Here is a 13,927-nt window from a genome sequence, read left to right as displayed (position 1 = left end):
CCCCGGCCCGCCCGGCGCCCGGGCCGCCCCCCCCCCCCCCCCGGGGGCGGCGGGGCCGCGCCCCGCCGAGGGCGTCCCGCCGGGCGAGGTAGTCCTCATGGGCGGACTGGTACGCGGCGGCGAGCTCCGGCTCGGTGCCGAGCCGGGCGGTCATCTCCCGCATCAGGCCCGAGCTCTCCAGCCGGGCCACGGCGGAGCTCGCTCGCGGGCAGGTGAGGTAGTACAGCGTCGGGAACGGCGTGCCGTCCTCAAGCCGGGGCGCCGTCTCGACGACGTCCGGCAGCCCGCACGAGCAGCGGTGCGCGACCCGCAGCACGGCCCGCGGCCGGCGGCCGAGCTGCCGCTCGACGACCGCGAGGTCCGCGGCCAGGCCCTCGTCCGCCGGGGCCGCCGGCGCCAGACCGTCCGCCAGCAGACCGTCAGGCGCCGGGCTCTCGGGAGCCGCCGTCTCCGCCGCGGCATCGCCGCCCGCCACCCGCACCGCCCCCAGCCGAGAAATCCAGACCGACGGCCGAGTCTATCGACCTGGCCGCCCGCCACGATTCCGCGACGAGGCGGGCCCGGCCGCCCTTCGCGCTAGGGGACAGTCTGCGACCAGAGCTGGCTGTACCAGGCCTCGTCCGGGCTGGACCGGCCACGCCCGTTGCCCGCCGCCGGGCTCGGCGACGGCGCGACGGGCATGACGTAGGTCTTCTCCCCGGGCAGGACGTAGTGCAGCCGGCGCCGCGCCTCGTCCTGGACCCAGGCGTCGTCGCCGTACTTGCCGACCTCGGCCTTCAGCGCGTCCACGCGCGCCTGCGCCGCCGCGTTCTGCTTGGCCAGCGCGGCGTTCTCGGCCTGCTGCTGGAGGTAGAGCCGCAGCGGGTAGGCGAGCGTCAGCACGAGCACGCAGATCACCACCGCGAGCAGGGTGGCTCGCGTCGTGAGCGTGGTCCGCCGGGGCAGGCGCGGCATGGCGAGATCAGCCCGGGCCGGCGGGCCTCAGCCGGCCGCCCGCCGCGGGAAGGCGCTCGCCCCGGCGTAGCGCGCGGCCGCGTCGAGCTCCTCCTCGATCCGCAGCAGCTGGTTGTACTTCGCGACCCGCTCGCTGCGGGCCGGGGCGCCGGTCTTGATCTGGCCGCAGTCGACGGCCACCGCGAGGTCGGCGATCGTGGTGTCCTCGGTCTCGCCGGACCGGTGCGACATCATCGCCTTGTAGCCCGACCGGTGCGCGAGCGTGACGGCGTCCAGGGTCTCGGTCAGCGTGCCGATCTGGTTGACCTTGACGAGCAGCGCGTTGGCGGCACCGGCCGCGATGCCCCGGGCGAGGCGCTCCGGGTTGGTGACGAACAGGTCGTCGCCGACGATCTGGACCTTCGAGCCAAGCCGCGTGGTGATCTCCACCCAGCCGTCCCAGTCGTCCTCAGCCAGCGGGTCCTCGATCGAGACGATCGGGTATGACGCCACCAGGTCAGCGTAGTAGTCGATCAGCTCGGCAGCACTCTTGCTCGCGCCTTCGAAGGTGTAGGCGCCGTCGGCGAAGAACTCGGTCGACGCGACGTCCAGCGCGAGCGAGATGTCGTCGCCGAGCGTGAACCCGGCCTTCTGGATCGCCTCGGCGATCAGGTCGAGCGCCTCCCGGTTGGTCGGCAGGTTCGGGGCGAAGCCGCCCTCGTCGCCGACGCCGGTGGCGAGGCCCCGGCCCTTCAGCACGCTCTTGAGCGAGTGGTAGACCTCGGCGCCCCAGCGCACCGACTCGGCGAAGGTGCTCGCGCCGATCGGAGCGATCATGAACTCCTGGATGTCGACGTTGGAGTCCGCGTGCGCGCCGCCGTTGAGGATGTTCATCATCGGCACCGGCAGCAGGTGCGCGCTCGGCCCGCCGAGGTAGCGGAACAGCGGCAGACCGCTGGAAGCCGCGGCGGCCTTCGCGACGGCGAGGCTGACGCCGAGGATGGCGTTCGCGCCGAGGCCCGACTTGTCCGGGGTGCCGTCCAGGTCGATCATCGTGGCGTCGATGAGGCGCTGCTCGGTGGCGTCCAGGGCCAGGTCGATCAGCGCGGGACCGATCCGGTCGATCACAGCCTCGACGGCCTTGGTGACGCCCTTGCCGCCGTAACGGTCGTCGCCGTCGCGGAGCTCCACGGCCTCGAACGCACCGGTGCTCGCGCCGCTGGGGACCGCCGCACGGCCCTCGGTACCGTCGTCGAGCATGACCTCGACCTCGACGGTCGGGTTGCCACGCGAGTCGAGGATCTCGCGGGCCGCTACAGCCTCGATGGACGGCACGGTTCCCTCCAGGTGGACGTGGCGGTCGAGCGAACCTCGACGTCGGGGGTCGCCCCCGGGTCGGCAGGCGGCCCGCCGGAAGCCGACGCGGGTCGGCGACCAGGGTGGGCCAGCTCGGACGGGACAAGCTACGAGGTCCGGACGAATCCGGCCGGTCGCGAGACTATCGCCGTCACGGCGCGGGCGGGCCCTCCACACGCCGAACACCGCCGACGCCACAGTGAAAGTCCACCCGATGAGGCGCCCGGGAGCCGGGCCGCCCTGTCGGGTGCCGACCGGCGATCCGGGTCCGATCGGGCGTTACGCTTCGACTTAGACGCGGTCGGATCCGTCATATCCGGCGAGGTCCCGAATCTCGAGGTCGCGGGCGCGTCACCTGGAGATCGTTGTGGCGGCAGCCAACACGTGCCGACAGGCGCAGCAGAGAGTGGGGAACCAGTGGTCGACAGCGGCGAAGGGCAATGGAGCTTCGAGTCGGCTGCCTCCGACGCCACCGTCCGAGGGCCCGGCGGGACCCCGATCGATCTGCGCACGGACATCCCGCACATCGCCCGGGTCTACGACTACTGGCTCGGCGGTAAGACCAACTACGCGGCTGACCGGAAGGTCGCCGAAGCGGTCATGGCCGCGATGCCGGCGGTCACCGAGAGCGTCCGCGCGAACCGCTCCTTCCTGCGGCGGGCCGTGCACCTGCTGGCCACCGAGTTCGGCGTCCGGCAGTTCCTCGACATCGGCACCGGGCTGCCTGCCTCCGACAACACCCACGAGGTCGCACAGCGGGCCGCCCCGGACGCCCGCATCGTCTACGTGGACAATGATCCGATCGTGCTCGCCCACGCGCACGCGCTGCTGACCAGCACCCCGCAGGGCCAGACCAGCTACGTGCACGGCGACGTCCGCCAGCCGGCCGACATCCTCGCCAAGGCGGCGGACGTCCTCGACTTCAGCCAGCCGATCGCGCTCATGCTCATCGCGATGCTGCACTGCGTGCCCGACGAGGATGATCCGTACTCGATCGTGCGCACCCTGTCCGAGGCGATGCCGCCCGGCAGCTTCCTCGTCCTGACCCACCCTGTGCCGGCAAGCGAGGCGCCGACCGGCGACGTCCCGGCCGAGAACCTGGCGGCGGCGTACGCCCTGATGCGCGAGGCCTCGACCGGCAGTTTCCATGCCCGTCCCCGCGACCAGGTCGTCCAGTTCTTCGACGGCTGGGACCTGCTCGACCCTGGTGTGGTGCTGGCGACGAAGTGGCGGGCCGACGAGACGGAGTCGACCGTGATCTCGGTCGGCGTCGCCCGCAAGACCACCTGACCTGGTCCGACCAACCAAACTCGTGCCGGGGCCCGACCTTGCCGGCCGGCACGAGCTGGCCGCATGATCGCGAGTTCGGCCCTCTGGTGGTTGTGGTCAGGCCCGATCCACGACCATTCGAGGGCCAAAACGGCGATCACGCCTACGGGCGGATCTTGACGGTCCTGGCGCCCTAGCCGACCGGACCGATCGGCGGCATCAGGAGCGGGCCGGCGGCGGGCAGTCCGGCGCGGGCCGCGAGCCCCGCGAGCGGGCCCCAGCCCCCGGCGTGCCCGCCGGACAGGACGCCGGCCCAGCCGCCGGCCAGCGCCTCCAGGGCGCCGGCCAGCGCCGCGTCCATCCCGCCCGCCAGGGGCGGACCGCCCGCGGACCGTCCGGCCAGTGCCAGGGCCGCGCCGAGCAGGTCGCCGACCAGGGTGGCGCCGGCCCCGTCCCCGAAGGCGGCGGCGGTGTCCTCGCTCGACCGCGCCGGTCGGACGTGGTCGACCAGCGAGCGGTGCGGCAGCAGCCGCACCCGGGACGGCCGGCTGCCCGGCAGCCCGGCGGCGGTCCAGGCCAGCCGCAGCGCGCGTTCCAGCCCGCCGAGCTCGTCGACCAGACCGTGCCGGTGCGCGTCGGCCCCGGTCCAGACTCGGCCGCGCGCCAGCTCGTCCGCCCGTTGCAGCGGCATCGCGCGGGCGGTGGCGACCTTGCCGACGAAGTCGGCGTAGACCCGGTCGAGGAACTCGTCCAGCTTGGCCCGCTCGCCGGGGCTGAACGGCCGGCGGGCCGACATCATCAGCGCGTGCTCGCCCTGGGCGACCTCGCCGATCGCCACACCGAGCTTGTCCAGCAGCCCGCTGATCACCTGCTTGCCGCCGTAGACGCCGATGGACCCGGTCAGCGTCGAGGGGTTCGCGACGATCGTGTCGGCGGCGAGCGCGACGAAGTAGCCACCCGAGGCGGCGACCGAGCCCATCGAGACGATGACCGGCCGGCCGGTCGCCCGGAACCGCTCCACCTCCCGGCGCACCAGGTCGGACGCGACGTAGGAGCCGCCGGGGCTGTCGACGCGGAAGACCGCGGCGGCGATGTCCGGGTCCTTGGCCGCCGCCCGGAAGGCCGCGCACACAGCGTCGGCCGCCAGCACCGACCCACCGACCGGTGGCCCGGTACGGCGCAGCACCACGGGCCCGGTGCCGTGGATGAGCGCGACGGCCGCGGTGTCGGGGTCGCGGTCCGCTGGCACGGCGACGGCCTCGTCCAGGTTCCCGAGGCCGGTCGGACCCGGGCCGGTCGCGGAGCGACGCGCCTCGCGCCGGTCCGGGCCGAGGAGCGACGCCACGGCCGCACCGGACGAGCGGGCCGCCCGCCGCAGCGGGGACGCCTCCTTACGGGCGGCCGACCTGCGGTAGGCGCCCAGGTACAGGGGCACCGGCGCGGTCCGTCGATCCGGGACGGCCTGGGTGCCGGCTGCGTCCGGGGTAGTGACCGGGGCACCGGCGACGCTGGGAACTGCCGCGCCAGCGGCCGGCTCGGCGGCGGGCGGGCCTGCCTCGACGGCGACCCCGGCGGAGGCCGCCGTCACGGTGCCGAGAGCGGCCGACCCCGCGGCCATGGCGGCCGGGGCCGGTGGGACGGCCGGAGCCACGGCGCCGGGGCCGTCGCCCGCGGTCGCCTCCTCAGACCCGGCCTCCGTTGGGGCCGGCTTGGGCGACACCGCCTCGCCGGGGCCGCGCGCGCCGGCCGCGGCCGGGCCGGGGAGCTCCGGCAGGGCGCCGGTCGGGTCGCTGGCCGCGGCGCGGCGTCGGACGGCGGCGTAGACCTCGTCCCGGTAGCCGAGCCGGTCGACCAGGCCGGTCCGCAGCGCCACCTGGGCCGACAGCGGCCCGGCGTCGACCAGCCGGCGCACCCGGTCGGCGGGCAGCCGCCGGCCGGCCACGATGCCAGCGATGATCTCGTCGGCCGACGACTCCACCACCCGGGTCGTCGCTTCCAGGTGCTCGGCGGTGAAGCCGCGCTCGACGAACGTGTTGACGGCGTTCTTGTACTCGTGCCGGGCGCCCAGCTCGGCCGCGACGCCGAGCCGGTCGAGGGCGTCGCGCAGGAACGGGGTGTGGCTCGCGACGCCGGTGAGCCCGAGGTCCCCGGGCGGGGCGAGCCAGATCTGGTCGAACGCGCAGGCCAGGTAGTAGGGAACGGTGCCGCCGCCGAACTCGCCGAACGTGTCCGCGTAGGCGATCGCGAACTTCCCGGCGCCCCGGAACTCACCGACCGCGTCGCGGATCTCCTGCACCCGGGCGATCGGCATCCCGCAGCTCGCGACGTGCGCGACCAGCACCCGGGTCCTCGGGTCGAGTGCGGCGCGGCGCAGGCCGTCGACGATCTCGCGCAGGGTCTGGCGCCGTCGGCCGAACCGCGCGGTGAGCGGGTCGTCGACGATCCCCTCGACCGGGTCGGTGGTCAGGTCCAGCTCGAGGATCAGCGGGGCGTTGCGCCGCGCGGCCAACGCACGGATCTCGGCGAGCGCGTGACGAGGCGTCGTCTCCATGGACCCGAGGCTATGGCCAGACCGAATCGCCCGGTCGGGCACATCGGAAACCCAACCCGCCCGCAACCGAGGGTGACGGCCGGCCCATCGATCCGGTCACGGCGCGCGTCGGTCAGGACGCCGCGGGGCTCCACCGCGTCCGCCAGCCGGCCGCGTCCTGGTCGGCCGGGTCGACGCCGTCCGCATGGGCCGACTCCTCGGCGGCGGACAGCAGGTCCCGGAAGGCGCGGGACCGGGCCCGGAGGGCGACCTCGGGATCGACGCCGGCCGCCGCGGCCAGCGCGACGACCGCGAAGAGGAGCTCACCGACACCGCGCTCGTCCAGGTCGGGGGCGCCCGCGTGGGACGCGACGACGTCCGCCAGGTCGGCGTCCACCGGCAGCGCTCCGGGGCCCTCGGCGACGCCCGCGGGAGACGGCACCGTCGCGACGACCAGGTCGGCGGGCAGGCCCGCCTTGCGGGCCCGCTTCTGCAGCTTGGCGGCGAGCGAGAGCGCCGGCTGGGTCAGCGGCACCCCCTCGGTGACCGAACGCCGGCCCTTCTCGGCCTTCTTGATGGCCTCCCAGTTGGTGACCACCTCGTCGGACCCGGCCACGTCGACGTCGCCGAACACGTGCGGGTGGCGGCGGACCAGCTTGCTCGCGAGACCGGTCGCCACCTCGTCGACGTCGAACCGGCCGCCGCCCGCGTCGACGGGGCCGTCGGTGGCGTCCTCGGCGACGCGGGCGTGGAAGACGACCTGCATGAGGACGTCGCCCAGCTCCTCACGCAGGTCGGCCGGGTTCGCGTCCTCCAGCGCCTGGTACGCCTCGTACGCCTCCTCCAGGAGGTACGGGGCGAGCGAGAGGTGAGTCTGCTCGGCGTCCCAGGGGCAGCCACCGGGCGAGCGAAGCCGGTCCATCACGGCGACGACGTCCAGCAGCCGCGCCCCGGGCAGGTCGTGCGTGCCGGCGAGCAGGCGGACTTCGTCCGGTTCGCCGGTCGCGTGGGCACGCAGGTGCGCATCGACGACGGCCGTCGGGCCGGGCCAGGCACCCGCCGGCTCCGGCAGCCACACGACCTCGGACGCGCCGGCCGCCGTGGCGACGGCCCGCACCGGCCCGAGTGGGCAGCCGCCGGGCTCGTCCGGCCACGGCACCTCGGCCAGTTCGGCCAGCATCGTGACGTCGACTCGCGCGGCGCGCAGCGCGTCGAGCTGGGGATGCGCGGGATCGGCGCAGCAGACCGGGACCCGGCGAACCAGGTCCCAGGCGTCGGCGGTGAGCAGTCCGGGGGCGACCCGGGCGCTGGTCTCGAGCAGCGTTACCAGAGGTGTCACGGTTACCGGAGGTGTCACGAGGCCAGGTTAAGTTCCGGCACCGGGGTCCCCTTCGTCGCGATCGAGCCGTCGGCCGCGAGCACGGAGATGTCGTCCGCGCTCCACACGCCGAACCGCGGGTTCACCGAGACGTGGTCGGTGCGCGCCGTAGCGGCCAGGATCGGCCGCAGCTTCGCGTCCCGCTGCTGGTTCATCAGCTGGCGGGCCAGGAACGGGCTGGCCTCGGTAAGGCTGAGCGGCAGGGACTTCACGCCGAACTGGGTGAGCGCGCTGGTGTAGGCCGACTTGACGTCGGCGCTGGACGCGACCAGGTCGGGCGCGATCGCGTCCTCGATCTTGGACTCCAGCGCGTACGTCCGGATGATCGTCCGCAGGTCCTCGGGCGCGAACCCGGCGGACGCTCCGGCCTGCTCGAAGGCCGCGACGCTGCCGGACCCGAAGATCGCGTACGACTGGTAGTAGGCGTCGGCCTCCTGCGGGCTGAGCGTGATGCCGCGCTTGCGCGCCTCAGTCAGGTCGAGCTGGTACTCGACGAGGTTGCCGAGCGTCCGGCGCTGCAGGTCGTCCCGGGTGACCGGGGTCTGCTGCGAGGCGGCGTCGGGATGTGTGGCCGCGAAGGCGGTGTACGCGGACATGCCGCGGTCGACGATGCCACGCACGGTATCCGTGCCGATCGTCCTGTCGTCGACCTGCGCGGCCGCACCAGCGTGGCTGGTACATCCGGCTACCGCCAGTGCGACCAGCCCGACCACGGCACCCAGCATCCGAGCACGCTTCACTGACAAAACTCCCGACGGGGACGTCCCCCCAGAGGCGAGACCAGTACAGACGCAACGTTAGCCGCAACACGCCCGGGGATGCAGCCGGCCCTGCCCAACGCTGCGCCGCCACGATCGCGGCGATGCGCCACGGCTGACCACCAGACACCCCACTTCCGGTGGGCAGCCAGCCGCGGTCCTAACGCCGACCCGTCGAGGCGACCGTTGCGGCGGTGGCGATGTCGTCGCCGAGGATGGCCGAGAGAAGGTCGGCGGCCCAGGCCAGCAACGGCTTGTCCCGCAGGGCCGGCGAGCCGATCCGGCCGGTCTGGGTCGGCATCGGGACCAGGACGGTCTTCGCGGCCGGCTTGGTCAGGGCCCCCTTGTAGAGGCGCTGGAGCCGGAGCGTCTGACTCTCCCGCAGTTCGAGCTGGGCGAACCGGATCTGCTTGCCCGCCAGCGTGATCTCCGACAGGCCGTAGCCGCGGGCGAGCACCCGCAGCGAGGCGACGGCGAACAGGTTCTCGACCACCTCCGGCAGCGGGCCGAAGCGGTCGACCAGCTCTGCGCGCACCTCGGCGAGGTCCTCGTCGCCGGACGCGGCGGCCAGCCGGCGGTAGGCGTCGAGCCGCAGCCGCTCGGCGCCGACGTAGTCGTGCGGCAGGCTCGCGTCCACGGGAAGCTCGACCTTGACCTCGGGAAGCTCCTCGGGCGCGACGCCCTTGAAGTCCGCGACCGCCTCGCCGACCATCCGGACGTACAGGTCGAAGCCGATCGCGGCGATGTGCCCGGACTGCTCACCCCCGAGCAGGTTGCCGGCGCCGCGGATCTCCAGGTCCTTCATGGCGACGGCCATGCCCGCGCCGAGGTCGGTGTTCAGCGCGATCGTGGCCAGCCGGTCGTGCGCGGTCTCCGTCAGCGGCCGGTCCGGCGGGTAGAGGAAGTAGGCGTAGGCGCGCTCCCGGCCGCGACCCACCCGGCCGCGCAGCTGGTGCAGCTGGGACAGGCCGAAGTTGTCGGCCCGCTCGACGATCAGCGTGTTCGCGTTGGAGATGTCCAGGCCGGACTCGACGATCGTCGTGCAGACCAGGACGTCGAACTTGCGCTCCCAGAAGGAGACCATCACCTTCTCGAGGACGTCCTCGGAGAGCTGGCCGTGCGCGGTCGCGATCCGCGCCTCGGGGACCAGCTCGCGCAGCCGGGCCGCGGCCCGGTCGATCGACTCGACCCGGTTGTGGATGAAGAAGACCTGGCCCTCGCGCAGCAGCTCGCGGCGGATCGCGGCGGCGACCTGCCGCTGGTCGTAGGGGCTGACCGAGGTCAGCACCGGGTGGCGCTCCTCCGGCGGGGTGTCAATCGTGGAGAGCTCCCGGATGCCGGTGATCGACATCTCCAGCGTCCGCGGGATCGGGGTGGCGCTCATCGTGAGCACGTCCACCGCCGTCCGCATCTTCTTCAGGTGCTCCTTGTGCTCGACGCCGAAGCGCTGCTCCTCGTCGACGATGACGAGGCCGAGGTCCTTGAACTTCGTCTCGTTGGACAGCAGCCGGTGGGTGCCGATGACGACGTCGACGGTGCCGTCCGCCATGCCCGCGAGGGCGGCCTTCTGCTCCGTGGCCGTGTTGAACCGGCTCATCGCCGCCACCTTCACCGGGAAGGCGGCGTAACGCTCGGAGAACGTCTGGAAATGCTGCTGGACGAGCAGCGTGGTCGGCACCAGCACGGCGACCTGCTTGCCGTCCTGCACCGCCTTGAACGCGGCCCGCACGGCGATCTCGGTCTTGCCGTAGCCGACGTCACCGCAGATCACCCGGTCCATCGGGACCGCGCGCTCCATGTCCCGCTTGACCTCGTCGATCGCGGAGAGCTGGTCGGGGGTCTCCCGGAACGGGAAGGCGTCCTCCAGCTCGCGCTGCCACGGGTTGTCCGGGCCGAACGCGTACCCCGGGGCGGCCATCCGGGCGCTGTAGAGCCGGATCAGCTCGCCGGCGATCTCCTTGACCGCCTTGCGGGCCCGGCTCTTGCGCTTGGCCCAGTCGGCCCCGCCGATCCGGTCCAGCGTCGGGCCCTCGCCGCCGACGTAGCGGGTGACCTGCTCCAGGGCGTCCGTGGGGACGTAGAGCCGGTCGCCCTTCGCGTACTCCAGGACGAGGTACTCGCGCTTGGCCCCGGCCACCGTGCGGGTGACCATCTCGATGTACCGGCCGACGCCGTGCGCCTCGTGGACGACCAGGTCGCCGACGGCCAGCGCGAGCGGGTCGATGCCCTTGCGCCGCCGGCTCGGCATCCGGCGCATGTCCTTGGTGGTGACGCCGCGGGCACCGGCCAGGTCGGTCTCGGTCAGCACGGCCACGCGCAGCAGGTCGCTGGTGAAGCCGGTGACCAGCTGCCCCTGGGTGACCGTGACGACGGACGACGCGAGCTCGGCGTCGTCGGTGAGCCGGGCGCCGAGGTCGGCCTCGCGCAGCAGCTCGACCAGCCGCTGCGCCGGGCCGTGGCCCGCCGTGACCAGCAGGACGCGCCAGGAGTCGTTGAGCCAGCCCTTGACGTCGGCGAGCAGCCGGGCGGTGTCGCCGTGGTAGGCGGGCGGCGGGCGCAGGCTGGTGGCGACCACCTCGTCGGGGACGTCGAAGGCGATCGGCTCGTCGGCCCCGTCCGTGCCGTCGGCGCCGGCCACCGCGCCGAACTGGCTGACGGTCCACCAGGGCAGGCCGAGCTCGACGGCCCGAGACCGGACGTCGGCCAGCGTGCGATAGGCCGCCGAGCCCAGGTCGATCGGGGTCTGGGAGCCCAGTGCGGCCGAGCTCCACGAGGCGTTCAGGAACTCCTGGCTGGTGCGGACCAGCTCGGACGCCCGGGACCGGACCCGCTCGGGATCGCACACCAGCACCTGGGTGCCGGCGGGCAGCTCGTCGAGCAGCAGCGCCAGGTCGTCGACGAGGACCGGCGCCAGTGCCTCCATGCCCTCCACCGGGATGCCGGAGGCGATCTTGTCAAGCATGTCGACGAGGTCCGGGTGCTCCTGGGCGAGCCGGGCCGCCCGGGCCCGCACATCCGGGGTCAGCAGCAGCTCCCGGCAGGGCGGGGCGAACAGGGCGTAGCCGCCCCCCGTGGCCGGGACGTCGAGCGCGCGCTGGTCGGCCACCGCGAACGGCCGGATGTCCTCGATCTCGTCGCCGAAGAACTCGACCCGCAGCGGGTGCTCCTCGGTCGGCGGGAAGACGTCCAGGATGCCGCCGCGGACCGCGATCTGGCCGCGGCGCTCGACCAGGTCGACCCGGTGGTACGCGATCCCGACCAGCCGCTCGACGACGTCCGCGAGATCGGCGCTGTCACCGCTGCGCAGCAGCACCGGCTCCAGCTGGCCGAGGCCCTTGACCTGCGGCTGCAGCACCGCCCGCACGGGGGCGACGACGACCGCCAGCGGGCTGGCCGCGGCGTCGGCCGGGCCGCTGGCGGCCAGGATCTCCGGGTGGGCGAGCCGGCGCAGCACGGCCAGCCGGCGCCCGACGGTGTCCGCGCCCGGCGACAGACGCTCGTGCGGCAGCGTCTCCCAGCTCGGATAGAGCGCGACCGACCTCGGGTCCAGCAGGCTGCTCAGGGCCTCGGTGAGGTCGTCGGCCTCCCGGTCGGTCGCGGTGACGGCGAGGATCGTGCGTCCCGAGCGGGCCAGCGCCGCGACGGCGAACGGCCGCAGCCCGGGCGGCCCGGCCAGGTCAACCGGGCTGACAACCGCCGAACCCGGACGGGTACCTCCGGAGGCGCCGACGGCGTCCTGGACGCGAGCCAGCGCCGGTTCGCCGCCCGGGCGGGCGGTGAGAGCGTCGAGCAGCGGCGCGAGGGTCATCGAATCCGTCCCGGGCCTCTTCCATGTCCGGCGGCGCCCGCCGGACGGCGGATGTCGGTCTGCGCCGTTGTCCGGGCGCAAGGCTTGCACTGCCTGGCACGAGCGCGCCGTCCGCGTCGCCTCGGCTACCCAGGCCCCTCTCGACTACCTCATGAGAGCCAGGCTCGCGAGAGCCAGGGCCAGGTCGAGTCAGCCACCATGGTCAGCGTACGGGACCCGGGAAGCCGGCGGGTCGGGCGGCTGGACCGGCCGCGTCACCCGGTCGGCGGGTCAGTTCCAGAGGGACTGGTAGGCGCGGGCCGCGCGGGGCTGCAGCTGCGGGTTCGCCAGCGAGGAGCGGACGTTGTTCGGCTCGCTGTTGTTGTAGTACGCCTCATAGGCGAGCATCGAGCTGTACTGCCGGAAGATCGCGGCCATCTGCGCGATGTAGGTCGGGTTGTCACCGCCGGCGGCACCCGCCCGGCCAGCCCCGCTGTCCTTGCCGACGACGCCCCATTCCGGCACCGAGAACAGCTTCCGGTGCTTCGAGGCGAACGCGATCACCGTGCACAGGCCCGGGGTCGGGCTCGGCAGCCCGCACTGCTCGTCGAAGGCCGACACCGTCGGGCTCGGCGGGTACTGGTCGTAGGTGTCGACGCCGATCACGTCGACGACGTCGTCGCCCGGGTAGGCGCGGAACGGGTCGCCGTGCGTGCTGTTCGGCAGGGTGGTGTGGGCGTTGACCGTCCAGTCGATCCGCGCGTGCGGGTCCACGCTCAGCAGCGCCAGCGCCTCGTTGCGGAAGCACTGCTTGTAGGTGTCCGGGTCGGTCGCCTGCCAGCCGAACCAGTCGCCGTTGAACTCCCAGCCGATGCGGACGAACGAGTTCGCCCGGCTCGGCTGCGAGTTGAGCCAGGCGCCGATCTGCCGGTAGTAACCGTCGTACTGGTGCTGGACGCAGGCGGCCATGTGATCCGCCGACCACTGGGGCAGCTGGGACTTGGGCGTGCCGACGGCGGGGTCGGGGAACAACGGGTAGCTGATCGACCAGGTACCGGGGAAGTTCGCGAACTTGTCCGGGGAGTCCCCGATCCACGGGTCGGTGATCGAGGACCAGCTGTCGCGGGTGGTGAACAGGACCACGACGTCGTTCGCCCGGCCCCGGAACCTGGCGAACGCGTTCGCGTCGGAGATCGTGTCGCCGCCGTTCACCCCGGTGGGCCAGGCGCCGGTGGTCGCGGCGGGACGGGCCTTCGCCCGCGTCGGCGCGGCGGCCTGGTCCGACCCGGCCGCGGCGTCCTCGGTCGGTGCCGACGTCGTGGCCGGCGCGACGGCGACGAAGCCCTCGCCGCCGTCCGAGCCCGAGCGGGTGGTGACCGCCCACGCGGTCAGCCCGAGGACGGCGACCAGGGCGAGCGCGATGCCCGGCAGCACCCGGCGCCGGAACCGCTCCGGTCCGCCGGACAGCTCGACCAGCCGGTCGTACCAGCCGCCGGGCGGCTCCTGGCCGGAGCGGGCCTCGCGTGTGTGCTCCTGGGTCCCGCGCTGGGGCACCGACGTCCACCTCCGTCGCGGCGCGACGCCGCCCCGCGACGGCCGCGGGACAGGCTGGACAACGACGATAATCGGCGCATACCTCGCGCAGTCGGGCGCATGCCGGTCCAGCCGCGGCAGACCGCGTCAACCGGGTGATCCGGACAGGTGTCGCGGCGGCCGGCCGTCGCTTCCCACGCACAACAGCCGGTGCCCGCGCGACACCGTCCGGACACGAATCAACCGGTATGAAAGACCCGCCGGGTAGACGCAGACGAACGGTCCGACCCGTCGCGGGGCCACCCGATAGGCCGTTGTCGAAGCCCTGCGACCGGACCGGTCCAAGCCGGCCGCAGGTCTTTCTGTCGGTCCGGGTGACTAAA

8 protein-coding genes and 1 pseudogene are annotated in these 13,927 nt (G+C 73.7%); 1 reads left to right on the top strand and 8 read right to left on the bottom strand.

What is annotated here, in order from left to right; all coding sequences use genetic code 11:
* The 3 genes and pseudogenes from I6A60_RS04695 to eno form a co-directional block, all read right to left on the bottom strand.
* A pseudogene (locus I6A60_RS04695) lies at window positions 1-400 on the bottom strand (DUF501 domain-containing protein); the annotation flags it as partial.
* Between the two features lie 176 nt (window positions 401-576).
* Window positions 577-954, bottom strand: coding sequence for a septum formation initiator family protein (locus tag I6A60_RS04690; RefSeq protein WP_203014675.1), 378 nt, complete (start codon window positions 952-954; stop codon window positions 577-579).
* Between the two features lie 27 nt (window positions 955-981).
* Window positions 982-2,268 carry a phosphopyruvate hydratase gene (gene eno / locus I6A60_RS04685; RefSeq protein ID WP_203014677.1) on the bottom strand — a complete coding sequence of 429 codons (1,287 nt, stop codon included), beginning with the start codon at window positions 2,266-2,268 and terminating at the stop codon, window positions 982-984.
* 438 nt (window positions 2,269-2,706) lie between these two features.
* On the opposite strand from eno, the gene I6A60_RS04680 reads away from it, so the two are divergent.
* Window positions 2,707-3,579, top strand: a complete 873-nt coding sequence (locus I6A60_RS04680) for an SAM-dependent methyltransferase (RefSeq protein WP_203014679.1) — start codon at window positions 2,707-2,709, stop codon at window positions 3,577-3,579.
* 172 nt (window positions 3,580-3,751) lie between these two features.
* On the opposite strand, the gene sppA is transcribed toward I6A60_RS04680, so the two are convergent.
* The 5 genes from sppA to I6A60_RS43350 all read right to left on the bottom strand — a co-directional run bounded on the left by sppA (window position 3,752) and on the right by I6A60_RS43350 (window position 13,565).
* Window positions 3,752-6,109: a signal peptide peptidase SppA gene (gene sppA / locus I6A60_RS04675; protein WP_203042336.1), complete on the bottom strand. Its 2,358-nt coding sequence runs from the start codon at window positions 6,107-6,109 to the stop codon at window positions 3,752-3,754.
* A 112-nt stretch (window positions 6,110-6,221) separates the two neighbouring features.
* Entirely contained in the window at window positions 6,222-7,427 is a 1,206-nt protein-coding gene (locus tag I6A60_RS04670) for a MazG family protein (RefSeq protein ID WP_203014729.1), read from the bottom strand.
* A 14-nt stretch (window positions 7,428-7,441) separates the two neighbouring features.
* Entirely contained in the window at window positions 7,442-8,191 is a 750-nt protein-coding gene (locus I6A60_RS04665; RefSeq protein WP_238434759.1) for a SurA N-terminal domain-containing protein, read from the bottom strand.
* A gap of 193 nt (window positions 8,192-8,384) precedes the next feature.
* Window positions 8,385-12,032 (bottom strand): transcription-repair coupling factor, encoded by a 3,648-nt coding sequence (mfd, locus tag I6A60_RS04660; RefSeq protein ID WP_203014683.1) that lies wholly within the window; start codon window positions 12,030-12,032, stop codon window positions 8,385-8,387.
* A 270-nt stretch (window positions 12,033-12,302) separates the two neighbouring features.
* Window positions 12,303-13,565, bottom strand: coding sequence for a glycosyl hydrolase (locus I6A60_RS43350; protein ID WP_203014685.1), 1,263 nt, complete (start codon window positions 13,563-13,565; stop codon window positions 12,303-12,305).
* Window positions 13,566-13,927 lie beyond the last annotated feature (362 nt).

This window comes from Frankia sp. AgB1.9 (genome assembly GCF_016786355.1).
GTDB lineage: Bacteria > Actinomycetota > Actinomycetes > Frankiales > Frankiaceae > Pseudofrankia.
This window is presented reverse-complemented; position numbering and strand designations above follow the sequence as displayed.

What these genes read in the sequence shown, in the direction of transcription:
- I6A60_RS04690 (WP_203014675.1), bottom strand. Translation starts at nt 954, where the DNA reads ATGCCGCGCCTGCCCCGGCGGACCACGCTCACGACGCGAGCCACCCTG.
- sppA (WP_203042336.1), bottom strand. Translation starts at nt 6,109, where the DNA reads ATGGAGACGACGCCTCGTCACGCGCTCGCCGAGATCCGTGCGTTGGCC.
- I6A60_RS04665 (WP_238434759.1), bottom strand. Translation starts at nt 8,191, where the DNA reads ATGCTGGGTGCCGTGGTCGGGCTGGTCGCACTGGCGGTAGCCGGATGT.
- mfd (WP_203014683.1), bottom strand. Translation starts at nt 12,032, where the DNA reads ATGACCCTCGCGCCGCTGCTCGACGCTCTCACCGCCCGCCCGGGCGGC.